The organism is Streptomyces sp. HmicA12 (genome assembly GCF_000373565.1).
Taxonomy (GTDB): Bacteria; Actinomycetota; Actinomycetes; order Streptomycetales; family Streptomycetaceae; genus Streptomyces.
On record NZ_KB891831.1, the window covers coordinates 153006 to 171196 of the forward strand.

An 18191-nucleotide genomic window follows, 5' to 3' on the forward strand; every position below is an offset into this window, starting at 1 on the left:
GGAATATGCCGGGGGCGGTCCCGGTTGACGGCCGCGAAGGAGGCAACAGTGGAGCAGAAGTACTACACGCACGGGACGGCCGCGGAGCGCTGGGAGCGCGCGCGGATGTTCTTCGACGCGAAGGAGTACGCGACCGCCGCCCGGATCCTGGACGGCCTCGTCGCGGAGGTCCCGGAGCAGGTCGGCCCGCGTCTGCTGCTGGCCCGTTCCTACTACCACTCGGCGCAACTGCGTCGCGCCGAGACCGAGTTGCGCACCATCGTGGAGCGCGACCCGGTGGAGCACTACGCCCGGCTGATGCTCGGCCGCACCCTGGAGCGGCAGGGCCGGGACGCCGAGGCGGCCCCGCACCTGCGGATGGCGGCGGTGTTCGCCGGGGACTTTCCCGAGGTCTGACCGGGGCTCTCCCCCGGGCCGGCGCGTGACGGTGCGGCCGGGTGTGCCAACCCGGCCGCACCGCCGTGAGCTGCGGCTCGGCTAGCCTTGCTGCACGATGAACCGCACCGACAAGGCCGCCCCCGCCCCCGTCCTGACCACGCCCTGGTCGGACATCGCGCTGACCCGGTACCCCGAGGACCCGCGCGACCGGCTGCGCGCCTGGGACGCAGCCGACAGCTACCTCCTCAAGCACCTCGCCGAGCAGGGCACCGACCTGTCCGGCGCCGTCGTGGTGGTCGGCGACCGCTGGGGCGCGCTCGCCACGGCGCTCACCGGGACGGGCGGCTGCACGCCGACCCTGATCTCGGACTCCTACCTCGGCCAACAGGCGACGTACGCGAATCTGGAGCGGAACAGCCGCGCGGGCGCGACGCTCCTCACCACGCGGGACACCCCGCCGGCCCGTGTCGACGTGCTGCTCGTGCGCGTGCCCAAGAGCCTCGCCCTGCTGGAGGACCAGCTGCACCGCCTGCGGCCGGCCGTCCACCCGGGCACCGTGGTCATCGGCACCGGCATGGTGAAGGAGATCCACACCTCGACGCTGAACCTGTTCGAGCGAATCATCGGCCCGACCCGCACCTCCCTCGCGGAGAAGAAGGCGCGGCTGATCTTCACCACGCCCGAGCCGGCACTGACGCCGGACCCGAACCCCTGGCCCTTGCGCTATCAGCTCCCCGACGACATCGGCCCGTTGGCGAGCGGCACCGTCGTCAACCACGCGGGCGTGTTCTGCGCCGAGCACCTCGACATCGGCACCCGGTTCCTGCTGCGGCACCTGCCGAACGACACCGGGGCCCGCCGGATCGTGGACCTCGGCTGCGGGAACGGCGTCGTGGGCACGGCCGCCGCGCTCACCCACCCCCAGGCCGATGTCCTGTTCACCGACGAGTCCCACCAAGCGGTGGCGTCGGCCGAGGCGACGTACGAGGCGAACGCCGCCGGGCGGGCGGGCACGGCCCGCTTCCGGGTCGGCGACGGACTGGCGGGGGTGGCCGACGACAGCGTCGACCTCGTCCTGAACAACCCGCCGTTCCACTCGCACCAGGCGACAACCGACGCGACGGCCTGGCGGATGTTCACGCAGGCGCGCGCCGCGTTGCGCCCCGGCGGCGAGCTGTGGGTCGTCGGCAACCGGCACCTCGGCTACCACCTCAAGCTGCGCCGCCTGTTCGGCAACAGTGAACTCGTCGCCGGTGACCCGAAGTTCGTGATCCTGAAGGCGGTCAAGCGAGAGCCCTCAGGTCGCCGGGGAGCCCAGCGCCGGTGACGCGGCGAGCGCGGCGGCCAGCAGGCAGACCGCGCCGCATCCGGCCAGGAACGTCCCGGCTCCCCAGGCCGCCGCGACGATCCCCGCGAGCGGCAGCAGGAGCGGGCTCAGGCCGAGGGTGCACAGCGAGGTGACGGAGGTGACCCGGCCGACGCAGTCGGGTGCCGTCCACCGTTGGAGCAGGGCGTGCCCGAGCACCATGGGGACCCCGCTCGCCGCGCCGAGCAGCGCGCACAGGGCCACGGAGGCGCCGGGCCCCGGCCGGGCCAGTCCCAGTGCGGCGACGAGTACGGCGGTGGCGGCGAGGCTCGCGGCGAGCAGGGCGCGCTGCGCGGGAACGTCTCGTACGACGGTCAGCGCGACACCGATCACGGCGCCCGCCACGCTGAACGCGCCGAGCAGCAGCGACAGCGTGCCGGGGCTCCAGCCGCGCTCGTCGGTGAGCAGCACGAGGGCGGCGCCGACCGGGCCGCTGAAGCACATCTCGCCGAGCCCGATGACGACGACGAGCCGGACGAGTCGCGGCCGCTTGCTCAAGTAGCGCATGCCGTCACGGAGTTGGGCCCAGGCCGAGACGTCCGTCCGCGTCGGGGCACCGGGCACCCGCAGGGCGGCGAGCAGCACCAGCGACACCGCGAACAGGGCGCCGACACCGGCGAACGCACCGGCCGCGCCGCTCGTCGTGAGCGCCACCCCGGCCGCGAGCGGACCGACGGTGTTGCCGAACCGCACCGCGAGCGACCGCATGCCCTGTACGCGCGTCAGCTGGTCCGGCGCGGTGAGGCGCGGCGGCAGCGCGCCCACGGCCGGCATGAACAGCGCGTCGGCGACGCCGAAGCAGACCGCGAGGACGCACAGCACGGCCACGTGCGCGCCTCCCGCGTACATGACGGCGGCCACCGCGAGGACGGCCAGGCAGCGCGCCAGGTCGCTGCCGATGAGCACCCGGCGCGGCCCGAACCGGTCGGCGAGCACACCGCCGCCGAGCATGAGGACGGCCCTGGGAACGGCGCCCGCGGCGAGCACGAATCCGGCCTGCGCGGGCCCTGAGACGTCGACGGCGACCCAGGTCAGGACGGTCATGTGGACGACGTCGCCGGTGACGGACGCGGTGTAGGCACCGAGCCAGCGCCACACGTTCGGATCACGGTGGGCGGCGGGCGCGTGGGTGTGCGTCGCCGCGGTCACGACTCGTGCGGCCGGTCCGCGGGGAACGCCTGGAACTGCACGGTGGCGGGCGCGGCCCCCGGCGCGGGTTCCTTGTCCCGGTACCGCGTGACGACCGCGTACAACTCACCTGTCAGTTCCCGGAGTTCGTCGGGCGTGAGCCGCACGGTGAAGTCGCTGAAGGCGGACACCGCGAACCACTCGTCCGGCATACCGGGGGTCTGCGCGGCGGCCCTGCGCAGCGTCTCGGCGGCGGCGAGGGCCACGGCCTGTGTGTAGGCGCGGCCTTCGGGGCCGCCGTGCTCGGCGGGATCGTGCTGGGACACGCGGTGCAGCGCCCGCCACCACCGGTCCCTGCGGTTGCCGCGCTCGACGTCCTCCTCGATGAGCCCGCCCGCGGCGAGCCGTCGCAGGTGATAACTGGCGGCACCCGAGTCCAGCTCGAACCTGCGGGCCAACTGCCGTGCGGTGGCCGGGCCTTGGCACCGCAGCGCGTCGAGGAGGGCGAGGCGCATGGGGTGGGCGAGGACGCGCAGAGCGGCGGTGTCGAGGGTGACCTCCCCCTCCGTGTCGGACGTGTCCCGGGCCTTCGGTGCATGAGGGGGATCTCCGGCGGATGCACTCATGGGCCCGAGCGTAGACACAGAAGACTTGTTCGGGAAGAGTCCTTCGCGAAGAAGTGTTCGCGGACGCTTCTTCGCGCGGGTCCTCCGGACCCTTCCCGCGGGTCATGCCGCCGCCTAGCGAGGCCCCCGCACCTCCCGCGACGCCACCTCGCGCCCGTCCGCCTCCTCCCGCACCGCGTGCTCCAACGCCAGGAGGACGGAACGGAGCTCGCCCACATGGCTCCGCAGCCCCTGCGCGGGAACGACCGGGGCCGGAGCAGGCTCCGCGGCAGGCGCGGCGCTCTCGCCGCCCGCGGCCTCCCGCGCCTCGTCGAGGGAGGTGATGACCACGCCGATCAGGGTGTTGACGAGCAGGAACGACGCGAAGAGCACGAAGCTCACGTAGTACGGGATGGTCCATGTGGTCACGTCGAGCCCGGAGCGGACCATGTCGCCGATCCCGTCGAGCGTGATGAGCAGGAAGAGGGTCAGCCCGGCGAGCCCCACCGTGCCGTAGTGCTCGGGGTCGCTCCGGCCGAACAGCATCCAGCCGACCATCGAGTACAGGAAGAGCACGATCGCGCCGACCATCAGGAATCCCACCATGCCCGGCAGACTGCGCCCGATGGCCGTCGCGATGAGCCGTACGTGCGGCAGCATGCGCGCCGCCCGCAACACCCGCGCGAGGCGCAGCAGCCGCAGTACACCCGCCCCGCTGTTGCCGAACGGGACCAGGGTCGCGACCAGCAGGAACAGATCGAAGATGTTCCACGGGTCGGTGAAGAAGGAGCGGGGCCGGTCGGCCTCGGCCAGGGCACGCGCCGCGATCTCCAGGGCGAACAGACCGAGGAACACGTGCTGGAGATCCGCGAGGAGAGCGCCGTGCGCCCGGAAGAGATGGGGGTATGTCTCGAGAGCCAGCAGCGTCGCGTTACCCAGGATGGACAGGAGTGCCGCCGCGCTGAATCCGGACGACTCGACGACCGGGCGGGCACGTTCGGCGACGGCTTTCCTGCGGGTTTCTGCAAGCACGTGACCTCACAAATAGAGAATCCGGCGATACGCCGCCCACCGTAGGAAATGCTGTTTTCGCGGTACATCCCCGAATGGAGTGAAAAGAACATTCCGCCCGAAACGGTGAGCGATTACCGTGCTCAAACCTCACCTTTGGCACTCCGCTGCCAGAACGGCATGCGGGCACTTTCTGCCGAATTCCCGCATTGCCGGACCGGCGGACCGACGGACCGACGGACCGACGAATTTCCGAAGAGGTGCATCCGACCCGAGGGCCGGCGCTGAAGCACGTGTGAGGCAGCGGGATCAGCCCAACCTGCTGACCTCCTACGTCGTTGACGCCGGGTGCGCCTGCACGCCCCGGCGTCAACGGCCCTGACTGCGCGTGCGGCCGCGCGATGAGTTCACGGGCCCGCACCGGTCCATCCTGGTGACGAACGACCGCCACCGACCGCCAGGAGGACGGACCAGTGACGACACGACCGGGCAAGGTGACGTGCGACCTCTCGATCTCCGTCGACGGGTACGCGGCCGGGCTCCACCAGTCCGAGAAGCGCCCGTTCGGCGACGACGCGGGCGACGGCTGGGGCGACCGGCTGCACCACTGGATGTTCGAGACCCCGGAGCGGCGGCAGGCCGAACTCGACCGGCTGTCCACGGCCGGCGCCTTCGTCATGGGGCGCAACATGTTCGGCCCGGTGCGCGGCGCATGGGACCGGCGATGGAACGGCTGGTGGGGCGACAACCCGCCCTACCACGCACCGGTCTTCGTCCTCACCCACCACCCGCGCGCCCCGCAGCCCATGGACGGCGGCACCACGTTCCACTTCGTCACCGACGGCATCGAATCCGCCCTGCGACAGGCCCGCGAGGCGGCCGGCGACCGCAACGTGTCGATCCACGGCGGCGCGACCACCGTCAACCAGTACCTCGCCGCAGGCCTGATCGACGAACTGCGCCTGCACATCGTCCCGTTCACCCTCGGCGCGGGCACCCGCCTCTTCGACGGCGTGCCGTCACTGAACCTGGAACAGATGGAGTCACGAGCGACGGACTCGGTGACGCACGTGACGTATCGCGTGCTGCCCTGAGTCAGAGGGATGCCCTTCAGGCGGCCTTCACGATCTCCCCGCGCACCGCCGCCGCCCACTCCACCACGAGCACCTCGTACTCGCGGCGCTGCTCGACGCTCAGCCGCCCGCCCGAGCGCGCGAGAAGGCCGCGGATCCGCTCGTTCAACTCGTCGGCGGACAGCACGGAACCAGCGTCGTCGGTGGGGATCATGTGAAGAGACTAGCGGGCGGATCCGACAACCCTCCACGGGTTGTGCGCCGCGCGCGTCCCCGAGCCGGTCACGACCAGGCTCGCGCACCTTGTCGGAACGGAACCCTCCGGGTCACGATGCCCGGATGAAGGGTGATCTTTTCGCGAGTGAGTTCATGGTGCGGGCCGCCGCCGGGCCGGGCATGTCGGCGCAGAACGCCAAATCGATCCGGTACGTGATCGACGGCGAGATGATGGCGCGGCAGGGATCGATGATCGCCTACCGGGGGAACCTGCAGTTCGAGCGGAAGAGCCAGGGGGTCGGCGGCATGCTGAAGCGCGCCGTCACCGGTGAGGGGCTCCCGGTGATGAAGGTGCGCGGGCAGGGGGAGGCCTGGTTCGCGCAGGAGGCGCAGAACGTGTTCGTCGTGGACATCGAGCCCGGCGACGTGTTCACCGTCAACGGCCGCAACGTGCTCTGCTTCGACTCCTCGTTGTCGTACGACATCAAGACGGTGAAGGGCGCGGGCATGACGGGCGGCGGCCTGTTCAACAGCGTGTTCACGGGGCACGGCAGGCTGGGGCTGATATGTGAGGGCAATCCGCTGGTGCTCCCGGTCTCGCCGCAGCAGCCGGTGTACGTGGACACGGACGCGGTGGTGGGCTGGACCGCCGATCTCCGTACGTCGCTGCACCGGTCCCAGTCGATCGGGTCGATGATCCGCGGCGGATCCGGGGAGGCGGTCCAACTCATGCTGGAGGGGCAGGGGTTCGTGGTGGTGCGGCCGAGCGAGGCGACGCCGCAGAAGCCGCAGCAGCACTAGAAACCGTCTTCAGACGCCCGGCTTCGCCGTCGGCCGCTCCGCCACGGCGATCCGGGCCAGCTTCGTCAGCATCATGCCGTTGCGTACCTTGACCAGGTAGTCCACGGGCAGCCCGTGCATGCGTGTACCGGGCCCCCGCAGCGGATGCCAGTCGAGGACGAAGAGGGTGTGGTCGCCCCAGGGGACCAGGTTCATGGCGACGCGGGCCGCGCCGAACGGGCCCGCCTTCGCCTCCAGCTCGAGCCGGCGCTCCGGCTCGCAGATGCGGACGACGCTGATGTCGTCCGCGCTCAGCGGGCCGATGCCGACCCGGAACCGCAGGGCGGTGCCCACCGCGGGCCAGCCCTCGTCGACGGCGAGCACCTCCTGGTTGCCGGTCACCCACTCGTCGTACCGACGGCCGTCGGACAGCAGCCGCCACACCTCGGCGGGCGGGCTCAGGATCAGTCTGCGGTTCCGGGCCACGCGATCACGCTCCTTCTCCGGACAAGCGTTGAGCCCCCGCGCCCCTCCCGCAACCGCCGCCGCACGCGTACGCGCCGGTTCGGCGCCCGACGGTCGCTCGACCGGGTGAATATCGGCGGCCCGAGCGGACGGCAGGCTTCCGGATGCCCCGCCCCGGTTATGCAGACCCCATGCCGCCGGTCGTCGGGCGAGGGCCGGCGCGGTATCGCAGCAACCGACACGACCGAGCGAGGCACAGTGAAGAAGCCGCCCGAGGGCGACATCCCCATCATGATCGTCGGCGATTCCATCAGCCACGGCAGCAGCGGCGACTGGACCTGGCGCTACTTCTTCTGGAAACACCTGAAGAACAATGGCCTGAGCATCGACCTGGTCGGCCCCAAGGACACCCTCGACAACATCCGCACGGCCGAGGTCGGCGACGACGACGCGACCTACGCCGACCCCGGGTTCGACCGGGACCACGACGCGCAGTGGGGCCGTCCCTACGTCCAGGAGAAGGAGGTCATCGAGGAGAAGGTCGCCGAGTACGAGCCGGAGTACCTGCTGGTGCTGCTCGGCATCAACGACCTCTTCTGGTACGGGGTGACGCCGCCTCAGTTCGCCGCCAACCTCCGGGAGTTCCTCACCGGCGCCCGCCGCGCGGCGCCCGGCCTGAAGATCGTCATCGGCACGGTGCTGGAGACGCAGAAGGCGCTCGACGACCCGGAGTTCGCCACGCTCGTCGACGAGACCAACCGACAGCTGCGGGCCGTCGCCGCCGAGGAAGGGGTGTCGGTGGCCGAGACGGCAGCCGAGTTCCGCGCCCCCGACCACACCTGGGACGGCACCCACCCCAATCCCAACGGAGAACTCCGCATCGCCGCCGCCTTCGCCGACGCGCTCGCCGCGACACACGCCCTGGGCGCCCCCTACCCGCGCCCGTACCCCGTCCTCGACGTGGTCGCCCCGGAGGCCAAGGCGCCGCTGGACTGATCGGCCGGCGGCGGCCGGGCCTTCGGTCCCCGGCCGCCGACCGGATGTGCTCACCGTCAGGACGAAGGCGCCAGCTCGGCCTCCTCGATGCGGGACTCCTCCTTGGCCTCTTCGATGTTCTCCAGCACGCGCTCGCGCGGGAGTCGCACGCGCAGCGCGAGGAGATGGACGACGGCGGTGAGCACGAGGTTGGCGACGAAGCCCCAGCCGAGGCCTATCCATCCCCGGCCGCCGTCGTAGTCGCCCGCCCAGCTGATCAGGGCGAGGCCGATCAGCCAGGGCAGGACCCAGGTCGCGCCCGACCGCCAGTCCATGTTCGGGGCGCGCCCCTTGTCCAGGGCCTGGAAGACGGCGAGCAGGACGAAACCGATGGCGATGGTGACGAAGAGCTTGTAGTTGGTGTTCCAGCCGGCCCAGTACACGATCAGGTTCGCCGAATAGAGGCCGAGGAACGGGATGATGTCGCCGCCCGGAATCCGGTACGGGCGCTCGTGCTCCGGAATCTGGCGGCGCATCACGGACAGCACCAGGGGGCCGGAGCCGAAGGACAGGACGGTGGCCGAGGTGATGAACCCGACCAGTTCCTGCCAGCTCGGGAAAGGCAGGAACACGATGAGGCCGAGGACGAACGTCACGATCAGGCTGATCAGCGGGGCGCCCTGAGGAGTGGTCTTCGCCAGGCTTTCCGGAGCGTTGCGGTTGCGGGCCATGGCGTAGGAGATGCGGGCCGTGACGGTGGTGTAGATCAGGCCGGTGTCGGCCGGTGAGATGACCGCGTCGACGTAGAGGATGTAGGCCAGCCAGCCGAGGCCGATGGCGCCGGCGATCGCGGCCAGCGGCCCGAAGTCGTTCGCGAAGGCCAGGTTCAGCCAGCCGTGCGAATGTTCCAGATCTCCTTGCGGCACCGCGCCGATGAAGGCCAGTTCGAGCAGCACGTAGATGGCACCCGTGAGCAGCACGGAGCCGATGATGGCGAACGGGACGTTGCGCTGCGGATTACTGGTCTCCCCCGCCAGTTCTACGCCTTGGCGAAAACCGAGGAACGAGAAGGTGATGCCTGCGGTGGAGATGGCGGTGAAGACTCCTTTGGCGCCCCCGGGTGCGAATCCTCCGTACTCGTGCGCGTTGAAGTTGTGCCCGTGGAACGCGGTGATGAAGAAGGCCACGATCACCAGAGCGATGGCCAGCAGTTTCCACCAGACCAGAATGTTGTTGACGCGGGCGAACCAGCGGATTCCGTAGTAGTTCAGCACCACGAAGAAGGCCATCGCGACCACCGCGACCGCATAGCCGAGCGCGGTCAGTGTGTAGGCTCCGTTGGCTTCGTGGAAGTCGGTGAAATGGGCCCACTTCGTGGCGTACTGAAGAGCGCCCTCCACCTCGATCGGGGCCACGGTCGCCGCGGCGATCCAGGTGATCCAGCCCATGGTGAAGCTGGCGAAGGAACCGAAGGAGAGGTGCGGAAAGCGCACCACCCCGCCGGACACGGGAAACATCGTCCCCAGTTCGGCGAAACACAACCCTATGAGCAGGATCATCACTGCCGCTGTCGCCCACGAGAAGATGGACGCGGGCCCGGCTGTCTTCGCCGCGTTCAATGCGCCGAAGAGCCAGCCGGACCCGATGATGGATCCCACTCCTGCGAAGAGCAGACTGACACGCCCCATGTCCCTGCGCAGCGCTGGTTGCTTTTGCTCCGGAATCGGCCCTGAAGGCTCCGTTGTCGTGGCCATCACCACACCCGTCCTCAAGTCTGCCGGCGACCCTCGCACGGGCCCGGCCCTGATGTGACTGGCCGTCGGCTGCCCTGCCCGACCACGATCCATGCATCATGAAAGTTCATGGATTCTTTGCCGAACGGAGGGCGTCACGAAAAGGCCGGACGGTCACGGAACAGGGGCGAGCGGCAGACACGGGCCGAGGCCGAGCGCCTGGGAACCGGTCAGCCGCCGTTCAGTACGAACGCACCGGCGCGGGCCCTCGACACGGTCGTCTCACTTGCCGACCAGTCCCATGTGCGTCTCGTTGTAGCGGTCGCCGTGCACCCCGATGCGGGCCGCTGCGGCATCGAGGTCCGCAATGTCGTCGGCGGACAGGGCCACGTCGGCCGCCGCGAGGTTCTCCGCCAGGCGCTCGATCCGGCGGGTTCCGGGGATCGGCGCGATCCAGGGCTGCTGGGCCAGCAGCCAGGCCAGGGCGATCTGGCCGGGGGTGGCGCCGCGGGCGTGGGCGAGCGCGGTGACGTGGTCGACCAGGGCCCGGTTGGCGGCGAGGTTGTCCTCGTCGAATCGCGGGATGCCGGCCCGGATGTCGCCCTGGGTGAACGCGGTCGTGGTGTCGACGGTGCCGGTGAGGAACCCCTTGCCGAGAGGGCTGAACGGCACGAAGCCGATGCCGAGTTCGGCGAGTGTGGGCAGGACCTCGGGCTCGGGGTCGCGCGTCCACAGGGAGTACTCGCTCTGGACGGCGCTCACGGGATGCACGGCGTGCGCCCTGCGGATCGTCGCCGCCGCGGCCTCGGACAGGCCGAAGTGCCGTACCTTGCCCGCCTGTACGAGCTCCGCCACCGCGCCCGCGACCTCCTCGATCGGGACGTCCGGGTCGACCCGGTGCTGGTAGAAAAGGTCGATCGTGTCGGTGCGCAGCCGGCGCAGCGAGGCGTCCGCGACCCGCCTGATCTGCTCCGGTCGGCTGTCGAGCCCGACCGGCGTGCCGTTCTCGACGCGCCAGCCGAACTTGGTCGCGAGCACGACCTGGTCACGTACGGGCGCCAGCGCCTCGCCCACCAATTCCTCGTTGACGTAGGGGCCGTAGACCTCGGCGGTGTCGAAGAACGTGACACCCCGGTCCACAGCTGTGCGGAGTACGCCGATCATGTCGCCGCGATCGCCGGGGTTGGGGCCGTAGCTCTGGGACATGCCCATGCAGCCCATGCCGATCGCCGAGACCTGAAGCCCTTGACCGAGGGTGCGCGTGTGCATCGTGGAGGCTCCTTGTGTGGGAAGGGGAGAGGAGGTGTCCTCAGCGCACATCGTCGCCTGCCGAACCGTCCGGCATGGCGGGTACCACCGCTCATGCCATGCGCAGTTCGGCTCCGCCCGCGCGGACTCCCTCGGCCGCGGCCTCGGCCGGCGCCGCGTCCGTGACCACGGTGTCGAACGCCGCGAGCGGCGCGACACGGTACCTGCCGAAGGTCCCGAACCTGGAGGAACCCGTGACGAGCACCGAGGTGCCGGCCGACTCCATGGCCGCCTGCCTGACCTCGACCTTGGGCTCGGAGGGAGTGGTCACCCCGCGCAACAGGCCCCACGAGCCGGTGCTGATGAAGGCGATGTCCAGGGCGAGTTGACGCAGGGTCGCGGCGGCGAGCCGTCCCACGCCGGACCGGTTGTCCACGTCGACCTGGCCACCGATGTGCACCAGGTCCAGGTGAGGCGCGGTCATCAGCCGGTCCACGGTGGTGAAGTCGTTGGTCACCACCGTCAGCGAGTTCAGACGGGCGAGTGCGGGCACCATCGCGAGAAGAGTGGTGCCCGCGTCGAGGTAGACGGTCATCCCGTCACGGACGAGCTCGGCGGCGAGTGCCGCCATGGCCTGCTTCTCGGACCGGTCGACGAGGGTCTTGTCCTGGAAGCTGGGCTCGGTGTTGACGTGGCCGGCGATCCTGACGCCACCGGGGACCGAGAAGACCAGGGCCTGGCGCTCCAGTTCGGCGATGTCCCGGCGGACGGTCATGTGGGATTCGACTCCACACCGCAGGGCAACATCGGGCCGGTCACGGACGCCCTCCAGGACGCCCTCCAGGAGCGGGCCACCGTCGTCGTCCCGGCGTTTCCGGCCACCGGCCGCACGGTCTACAAGTCCGCCTTTTCGTCCACGACGAGCTGCTCGACGAGAGCCCGATGCGCGACCATCCCCTGACCCCGATGCGCGACTCGCATCTCGTCCGGCTCCTCGCGCCGCAGACCCGGCGTCCCGTGCGGGCCATCGGGCTCGACACCGTGCGCTCCGGCGCGGCCGCGCTGCGCGACGCGCTCGCCGCTCCGCAGTACGCGGACGCGCTCACCGTCGTCGACGCGACCTGTGACGACGACCTTCGCACCATCTCCGCGGCCACCCGTGAACCGCGGCTCGTCACCGGTGCGGCGGGTCGTGCCCTGGGCCTCGACGGACCGCACGAGGGGACGGCGCGGGCCGTGGCGGCATCCCGGTCCACCGACTTCGGCGTCGCCTTGGCGGGGAGCGCGTCGGCGGCCACCCGCGCCCAGGTGGCACACGGGCGCGAGCGACTTCCGCACCGGAAGCCGGACCTCGCGGCGCTGCGGGCCGACAGCGCGGCGGCCGTCGCCGAACTCGTCGACTTCGCCCGCCTGCTGGGCGAAGGACCCGCAGCGGCCGCCGCTCCTCTACGCCGTCGGCTCGATCGACGACCTCGAACGCACCACACCCCCAGGGTGCGAACCGGCCGCCGAACTGGTCGAGCGGGCCCTGGCGGAGTGCGCTGTCGCACTCGTCCTGGCCGGAGCCCGGCGTCTGCTGGTCGCCGGCGGGAAGACCTCGGGCGCCGTGGTCACCGCGCTCGGTGCCCGCACCCTGGGCATCGGTGCGCAGATCGCGCCCGGCGTCGCCTGGGCCCGCACCGAACCGGGCGTCGCCGGGAGCGCCGAGGGCATCGACCTGGCCCTCAAGTCCGGCAACTTCGGCGGCACGGACATCTTCATCTCCGCGTGGGACCACCTCGCATGAGCACGGCCCGCCACGAACTCGCCGCAGCCGGTGCCCACCTCGCCTCCCTCGGTCTGAGCCCCGGCTCCTCCGGGAACCTCAGCATCCGCGAGGAGGACCACGTCCTCATCACCCCTACGGGTACGGATCTCGCCGCGATCGACACCGACGGTCTGACCGTCCTCGACCTGGAGGGAACGCATCTGGACGGCCCTCGCCCGTCCAAGGAGTTCCCTCTGCACGCCGCCCTCTACCGGCGCGACCCCACGGCCCGGGCCGTCATCCACCTGCACTCGCGCCACGCCGCGGCGATCTCCTGCCGGCCCGCCTGGTCCGAGCGCAGCGCGCTCTCCCCCCGCTCACCCAGTACTTCGTGATGCGCGTGGGCCAGACGCCCCTCCTTCCCTACGCGCCACCCGGGGACGTTCAACAGGCGGCAGACATGGAGCGGTTGCCCTTCCCCTTCCGCGCCGCACTGCTCCAGGATCACGGCCCTGTGGTGTCCGGATCCTCCGTCGCGGCAGCCGTCGACTCGGCCGTCGAACTGGAGGAGACAGCCGCGCTCCTCCTCACTCTCGGACAGTTGCCGGACCGGCTGCTCACATCGGACGAGGCGCGGGAACTGGCCGCCGCGTACGGGACACCCTGGGACGGCTGAATCCCGCGTCGCCGCGAGTGCCCCGGGTGAGGAAGAGCCCCGAGGCACGGCGTCCGAAGTACGTGTCGGGCAGCCGTCCTCGAGGTGCGCCAGGTGATCGATGTGCGGAGACTCGGCCCTGACGAGCGGAAATGAGGACAACAGAGAGAGGCGGCCTCGGCACGTGGCCCACACACCTTCTGACGGTCCGACCAGCAGAGGCCGCAAGCGCATGCCGGAGACAGTCGCGGGCATGCCCCGGCATGTGCGCGAGGAACTGACTCGTCGGCTCCGGCGCACCAAGCGGGCCTATCGCAAGCAGGACGTCCAGGTCGTCGAGAAACCACTGCTCAAGCGGGCTGTCGGAGCCTCGGCGCTCGGCAACTGCATGGAGTGGTTCGACTTCGGCGTCTACAGCTATCTCGCCGCGACCATCGGCAAGGTGTTCTTCCCGGGCGCCTCCCCGGGCGCCCAGCTGATCTCGTCCTTCGCGACATTCGCCGCCGCGTTCGTGGTGCGACCGCTCGGCGGCCTGGTGTTCGGCCCGCTCGGTGACCGTGTCGGGCGGCAGAAGGTGCTCGCCACCACCATGATCATGATGGCGGCCGGAACGTTCTCGATCGGCCTCATCCCGAGCTACGCGACGATCGGTATCGCCGCTCCCATTCTTCTGCTGGTCGCCCGAATGGTGCAGGGGTTCTCGACCGGCGGCGAATACGGCGGTGCCACCACCTTCGTCGCCGAGTATTCGCCGGACCGCCGACGCGGTTTCCTCTCCAGCTGGCTCGACTTCGGCACCTTCGTCGGCTACGCCCTCGGCTCCGCGCTGGTCACCGTGTTGAACGTGGCTCTCACGGACGACCAGATGCTGTCCTGGGGCTGGCGCCTGCCGTTCCTGATCGCGGGACCGCTGGGTGTCATCGGCCTGTACATGCGGCTGAAGCTGGAGGAGTCCCCCGCCTTCCAGCAACAGCTCGACGAACACGAGAAGAGCCTCGCCCAGGACTCGGTCGGCAGCGAGTTCAAGACCATCGTCCGCGAGCACTGGCGCCCCCTACTCGTGTGCATGGGCCTGGTTCTTCTCTACAACGTCACGAACTACATGGTCACCGGCTATCTGCCGACCTATCAGACGGAGACACTCGACCGCTCCAGCACGTCGGCGGACATCCTGGTGCTGATCGGCATGGTGTGGATCGTCCTCCTCATCACCTTCCTCGGGCGCCTCAGCGACCACATCGGCAGGCGCCCCCTGTACGCGGGCGCGGCGGTCGCCATGATCATCCTTGCCATCCCCGCCTTCCTGCTCATCAAGGCGGAGGGCACCTGGCCGCCCATCTTCGGCGTGCTGATCCTGTCCACGCTCCTCGCGTGCTTCGCAGCACCGAGTGCCGCCACGCTGCCCGCCCTGTTCCCGACCGCGGTGCGGTACGCGGCGATGGGCATCGGCTTCAACTTCGCGGTGGCGGCGTTCGGAGGCACCACCCCGCTGGTGACGGAGGCACTGGTGAACGCGACCGGCGACAAGCTGGTGCCCGCCTACTACTTGATGGTGGCCGGAGTCATCGGCCTGGTGACCGTCAAGTTCCTTCCGGAGAGCGCGCAACTGCCCCTCGACGGCTCGCAGCCGATGGTCGGCTCGGCAGAGGAACAGAAGGAACTCATCGACACGTCCCAGGACCTGTACCAGTACGCCGAAGAGCAGTCTTCGACGCGCTGACCGGCCGATGGGGCAGCGGTCCGGACATCTGCCGCTGCCCCATGGTTCGCCCAGGGGCGGTCAGTCCGCGGCGGGCCGCCACTGGTCGGCCTCTCGTGACGCTGCACGTGCACCGAGAAACCCGACGCCGAGCGAGATCACGGCACATGTCGTGACGCCGACCGCGAGGACGGTCCAGGAGACGGAGCCTTCCCGTACCAGGGCGACGAAGAACACCGAGTGCCATGCGGTCACGGCCCCGGCCACCACCGTGGAGATGGGCAAGGGGACGGTCAGATGCCAGGAGCTCACGGACCGGAACACTCGACGGTGGCCGGTCAGGACGGACAACGGGGCGAAAGCGTGCCGGATGCGTACGAATTCCGCCGCCGCGCTCACGGCACCGGCCACGAGCAGGAACAGGAGGCCGGTGACGCCGAACACCTGGATCCAGCTCGGGAGGCGGGTACGCGAGGAGCCCAACCAGTTTCCACCCAGCTCTGTGACCTGCACGGACGGGTTGGGGACCGTGTGAGCGGCGTGCTTCACCCCGGCGAGTCGGCCCGGTGCGGGGGTGATGACGAGGAGCGACTGAGTGCCGTCCGCCTTCACCGTGACGCGGGGGATCTGCGCGAACTTGACGTTGCCGTACCAGCGGCGGAGCTCGTCCACCTGCGCGTTGCCCGGTGCCGTGGTCCGCGTGCCGTCGCCGGTGCAGGCGAGGTGCAGTGTGCGCAGGTCCTGGCAGGGTCCTTCGACGGAAACCCAAGGCTCTTCGGGCGGCCCCGGGTCGTGCATGGTGCGGGTCAGCAGAAGCGATCCGGAGGGAAGGGAGGCGCGGAACCGGTCGGTCTGCGCCGCGGTCATGCCGCTGGTGGTCAGCTCGATGACGGTGTCCTCATTGCGTTGGTGCGTGGCGACCGCTGCTTGTGAGTGCTCCCCGAGTCTGCTGGTCCACACCTGCATCTGGGCGACGATCCCGATGCCGATCACCATGGCCAGCGCGAGGCGGACGATGACGCCTGGGTGCGCGTGCGTCCAGCGCCCGCCGATCATGCGGCCGGCGTTGCCGCGGCGTCTGCCGGTATCGGCGAGCCATGCCCCCAGGTGGCGGGTGCCGAGGGCCACGACGGAGGACAGGAACGCCCACATGACGACCGTTCCTGAGGTGAACACGATCAGCTGGGCTTTGCGAGGGACGTACTGGCTGGTCAGGACCAGTGCGACGCCGACTCCGCAGGCCAGCAGGCGCCAGGCGGACGACGCCTTCCTTGGCCTCGGGGTCGAGTGCGCCGGTGGGCTCGTCGGCCAGGAGGACGGTGGGCTCGGTGATCAGTGCGCGGGCCACGGCGGTGCGCTGGCGCTCACCGCCGGAGAGCGTTCCGGTGGGGGTGGTACCGGTAGGGACACCGAGCCGGCCGAGGAGTTCTTCGGCACCGCCCTGTTGGCGAGAAGTGATCGATCGTGGCGTCAGATTCCGTCCGAGCCGGTCCACCGCGGCTCCCGCGATCCGTCGTACGCGCCCTGCTCGCCCCTCAACCACGGGCCCGGCCAGGGCCGCGTCCCTTCGATCTCCGCGGTGTGTACTCAACCGCGGTACGTCTCCAGCAGGCGCAGCCACACCTCGCTCACCGTCGGATACGCCGGCACCGCGTGCCACAGGCGGTCGATAGGGACCTCGCCCGCGATCGCGATCGTCGCCGAGTGGATGAGTTCGCCGACGCCGGGGCCGACGAAGGTGACGCCGAGGACGACCTCGCGGTCGAGGTCGACGATCATGCGGGCGCGGCCGGTGTAGCCGTCGGCGTAGAGGCTGGATCCGGCCACGTTGGCCAGGTCGTAGTCGACGGCGCGGACGCGGTGGCCCGCCGCCTCCGCCTCGGCGAGGGTGAGGCCCGCGCTCGCCGCCTCCGGGTCGGTGAAGACGACCTGGGGCACGGCCGCGAGGTCGGCCGTGGCGGCGTGGGCGCCCCAGCGGTCGGTCTCCAGGAGCGGGACGCCGGCCGCGCGGGCGGTGATCGCGGCGCCCGCGACACGCGCCTGGTACTTGCCCTGGTGGGTGAGGAGGGCGCGGTGGTTGGCGTCGCCGACCGCGTAGAGCCAGTCGCTGCCCTCGACGCGCAGGGAGTCGTCGACGATCAGCCAGGAGCCCGGGTCGATGCCGACCGTGTCCAGGCCGATGTCCTCGGTGCGCGGGGCGCGGCCCGTCGCGAAGAGGATCTCGTCCGCGTCGAGGGTCGAGCCGTCGTCCAGGGTGACGGTGAGAGTACCGTCCGTGCGTTCGACCGCGGTGACGGTGACGCCCGTACGGACGTCTGTTCCCGCCTCGCGCAGCGCGTCGGCGACGAGCTCCCCGGCGAAGGGCTCCATGCGGTTCAGGAGGCTGTCGCCGCGTACGAGCAGGGTGACCTGCGAGCCGAGCGCCTGCCAGGCCGTCGCCATCTCGGTCGCGACGACGCCGCCGCCGACCACGACGAGACGTCCGGGCGCGTGGTCGGCACTGGTGGCCTCCCGGCTGGTCCAGGGCTTGGCCTCGGGCAACCCCGGCAGGTCGGGCAGGGCGGCCCGGGTGCCGGTGCAGACCGCGACGGCGTGCCGGGCGGTGAGCACGGTGACCGTGCCGTCCTCGGCGGTGACCGTGACCCGGCGCGGACCGTCGAGGCGGCCGTGGCCGCGGTAGAGGTCGGCCCCGATGGACTCGATCCAGCCGACCTGGCCGTCGTCCTTCCAGTGGGAGGTGAAGTCGTCGCGGTTGGCGAGCACGGCGGCGGTGTCCAGGGGGCCCTGGACGGCCTGGCGCAGACCCGGCACCCGCCGGGCGTCCGCGCGCGCGATCACCGGGCGCAGCAGCGCCTTGCTGGGCATGCAGGCCCAGTACGAGCATTCGCCGCCGACGAGCTCGCTCTCCACGACCGCCGCGCTCAGTCCGCCGGCCCGCACCCGGTCGGCGACGTTCTCGCCGACCGGTCCCGCTCCCAGCACGACGACGTCGTAAGCGATGGCTTCGTTCGTGGGTTCTGTTGCTTCTGTCATGGGGTCCAGTGTGGTCGGAGGTGTGCCCGCAAGCCACATGGGTATGGGCGCGGAATACGTCCGCCATGCGGACGGTTGT

At 70.6% G+C, this 18191-nt stretch carries 16 protein-coding genes and 4 pseudogenes; 9 read left to right on the plus strand and 11 right to left on the minus strand.

All coding sequences use genetic code 11. From position 1 onward, the window contains the following. Positions 1-105 precede the first annotated feature (105 nt). Together B072_RS0130895 and B072_RS44455 are read left to right on the plus strand one after the other, a co-directional pair. Positions 106-396 carry a tetratricopeptide repeat protein gene (locus B072_RS0130895; RefSeq protein ID WP_202538402.1) on the plus strand — a complete coding sequence of 97 codons (291 nt, stop codon included), beginning with the start codon at positions 106-108 and terminating at the stop codon, positions 394-396. Between the two features lie 97 nt (positions 397-493). Beyond that, entirely contained in the window at positions 494-1705 is a 1212-nt protein-coding gene (locus B072_RS44455; protein WP_018533832.1) for a methyltransferase, read from the plus strand. Here the strand turns inward: B072_RS44455 and B072_RS0130905 are convergent. From B072_RS0130905 to B072_RS0130915, 3 genes are all read right to left on the minus strand, one after another. Continuing rightward, on the minus strand, positions 1676-2893 hold the full coding sequence (locus B072_RS0130905; RefSeq protein WP_018533833.1) for an MFS transporter: 1218 nt from the start codon (positions 2891-2893) through the stop codon (positions 1676-1678). The genes B072_RS44455 and B072_RS0130905 overlap by 30 nt on opposite strands. Continuing rightward, positions 2890-3498, minus strand: coding sequence for a winged helix-turn-helix domain-containing protein (locus B072_RS44460; protein ID WP_018533834.1), 609 nt, complete (start codon positions 3496-3498; stop codon positions 2890-2892). Before B072_RS44460 ends, B072_RS0130905 begins: the two co-directional genes overlap by 4 nt. 114 nt (positions 3499-3612) lie before the next feature. Continuing rightward, the gene (locus B072_RS0130915) at positions 3613-4509 is read right to left on the minus strand and encodes an ion transporter (RefSeq protein WP_018533835.1); all 897 of its coding nucleotides are present in this window, start codon (positions 4507-4509) and stop codon (positions 3613-3615) included. A gap of 452 nt (positions 4510-4961) precedes the next feature. Between B072_RS0130915 and B072_RS0130920 the strand changes: the two genes are divergently transcribed. Continuing rightward, positions 4962-5582, plus strand: a complete 621-nt coding sequence (locus B072_RS0130920) for a dihydrofolate reductase family protein (protein ID WP_018533836.1) — start codon at positions 4962-4964, stop codon at positions 5580-5582. Positions 5583-5598: 16 nt separating this feature from the next. On the opposite strand, the gene B072_RS48815 is transcribed toward B072_RS0130920, so the two are convergent. Continuing rightward, on the minus strand, positions 5599-5775 hold the full coding sequence (locus tag B072_RS48815; protein WP_018533837.1) for a hypothetical protein: 177 nt from the start codon (positions 5773-5775) through the stop codon (positions 5599-5601). 125 nt (positions 5776-5900) lie between these two features. Here B072_RS48815 and B072_RS0130930 point away from each other — a divergent pair, with 125 nt between their 5' ends. Further along, positions 5901-6578 carry an AIM24 family protein gene (locus B072_RS0130930; RefSeq protein WP_018533838.1) on the plus strand — a complete coding sequence of 226 codons (678 nt, stop codon included), beginning with the start codon at positions 5901-5903 and terminating at the stop codon, positions 6576-6578. Positions 6579-6587: 9 nt separating this feature from the next. On the opposite strand, the gene B072_RS0130935 is transcribed toward B072_RS0130930, so the two are convergent. Beyond that, positions 6588-7043 (minus strand): SRPBCC family protein, encoded by a 456-nt coding sequence (locus tag B072_RS0130935; RefSeq protein WP_018533839.1) that lies wholly within the window; start codon positions 7041-7043, stop codon positions 6588-6590. A gap of 237 nt (positions 7044-7280) precedes the next feature. Between B072_RS0130935 and B072_RS44465 the strand changes: the two genes are divergently transcribed. Further along, positions 7281-8018, plus strand: a complete 738-nt coding sequence (locus B072_RS44465; protein WP_018533840.1) for an SGNH/GDSL hydrolase family protein — start codon at positions 7281-7283, stop codon at positions 8016-8018. A gap of 56 nt (positions 8019-8074) precedes the next feature. Here the strand turns inward: B072_RS44465 and B072_RS0130945 are convergent, their stop codons facing one another. The 3 genes and pseudogenes from B072_RS0130945 to B072_RS44470 all read right to left on the minus strand — a co-directional run. Then, on the minus strand, positions 8075-9685 hold the full coding sequence (locus tag B072_RS0130945; RefSeq protein WP_202538334.1) for an APC family permease: 1611 nt from the start codon (positions 9683-9685) through the stop codon (positions 8075-8077). Positions 9686-10012: 327 nt separating this feature from the next. Continuing rightward, a complete protein-coding gene (locus tag B072_RS0130950) occupies positions 10013-10999 on the minus strand; it encodes an aldo/keto reductase (RefSeq protein ID WP_018533843.1) in 987 nt (328 codons plus the stop codon). A 91-nt stretch (positions 11000-11090) separates the two neighbouring features. Then, a pseudogene (locus B072_RS44470) lies at positions 11091-11759 on the minus strand (DeoR/GlpR family DNA-binding transcription regulator); the annotation flags it as partial. On the opposite strand from B072_RS44470, the pseudogene B072_RS50015 reads away from it, so the two are divergent. From B072_RS50015 to proP, 4 genes and pseudogenes are all read left to right on the plus strand, one after another. Then, a pseudogene (locus B072_RS50015) lies at positions 11754-12115 on the plus strand (four-carbon acid sugar kinase family protein); the annotation flags it as partial. The pseudogenes B072_RS44470 and B072_RS50015 sit on opposite strands and share 6 nt — an antisense overlap. 55 nt (positions 12116-12170) lie before the next feature. Then, entirely contained in the window at positions 12171-12764 is a 594-nt protein-coding gene (locus B072_RS50020; protein WP_234018958.1) for a nucleotide-binding domain containing protein, read from the plus strand. Next, positions 12761-13401: pseudogene (locus tag B072_RS44480) on the plus strand (class II aldolase/adducin family protein). Before B072_RS50020 ends, B072_RS44480 begins: the two are co-directional and overlap by 4 nt. Positions 13402-13633: 232 nt before the next feature. Then, positions 13634-15100 (plus strand): glycine betaine/L-proline transporter ProP, encoded by a 1467-nt coding sequence (proP, locus tag B072_RS0130975; RefSeq protein WP_018533847.1) that lies wholly within the window; start codon positions 13634-13636, stop codon positions 15098-15100. 60 nt (positions 15101-15160) lie between these two features. Here proP and B072_RS44485 read toward each other — a convergent pair whose 3' ends face one another. The 3 genes and pseudogenes from B072_RS44485 to B072_RS0130985 all read right to left on the minus strand — a co-directional run bounded on the left by B072_RS44485 (position 15161) and on the right by B072_RS0130985 (position 18112). Next, complete coding sequence (locus tag B072_RS44485; RefSeq protein ID WP_234018971.1) at positions 15161-16255, minus strand: hypothetical protein; 1095 nt, start codon at positions 16253-16255, stop codon at positions 15161-15163. 76 nt (positions 16256-16331) lie between these two features. Beyond that, positions 16332-16514, minus strand: a pseudogene (locus B072_RS50025) (ATP-binding cassette domain-containing protein); the annotation flags it as partial. A gap of 152 nt (positions 16515-16666) precedes the next feature. Next, positions 16667-18112 (minus strand): dihydrolipoyl dehydrogenase family protein, encoded by a 1446-nt coding sequence (locus tag B072_RS0130985; RefSeq protein ID WP_026246484.1) that lies wholly within the window; start codon positions 18110-18112, stop codon positions 16667-16669. Positions 18113-18191 lie beyond the last annotated feature (79 nt).

Bases quoted from the DNA above. Each gene is read 5' to 3' on its own strand.
- B072_RS0130985 (WP_026246484.1), bottom strand. From the start codon at position 18,112: ATGACAGAAGCAACAGAACCCACGAACGAAGCCATCGCTTACGACGTC.
- B072_RS44460 (WP_018533834.1), bottom strand. From the start codon at position 3,498: ATGAGTGCATCCGCCGGAGATCCCCCTCATGCACCGAAGGCCCGGGAC.
- B072_RS0130930 (WP_018533838.1), top strand. From the start codon at position 5,901: ATGAAGGGTGATCTTTTCGCGAGTGAGTTCATGGTGCGGGCCGCCGCC.
- B072_RS44455 (WP_018533832.1), top strand. From the start codon at position 494: ATGAACCGCACCGACAAGGCCGCCCCCGCCCCCGTCCTGACCACGCCC.
- proP (WP_018533847.1), top strand. From the start codon at position 13,634: ATGCCCCGGCATGTGCGCGAGGAACTGACTCGTCGGCTCCGGCGCACC.
- B072_RS48815 (WP_018533837.1), bottom strand. From the start codon at position 5,775: ATGATCCCCACCGACGACGCTGGTTCCGTGCTGTCCGCCGACGAGTTG.
- B072_RS0130950 (WP_018533843.1), bottom strand. From the start codon at position 10,999: ATGCACACGCGCACCCTCGGTCAAGGGCTTCAGGTCTCGGCGATCGGC.
- B072_RS0130945 (WP_202538334.1), bottom strand. From the start codon at position 9,685: ATGGGGCGTGTCAGTCTGCTCTTCGCAGGAGTGGGATCCATCATCGGG.
- B072_RS0130895 (WP_202538402.1), top strand. From the start codon at position 106: ATGTTCTTCGACGCGAAGGAGTACGCGACCGCCGCCCGGATCCTGGAC.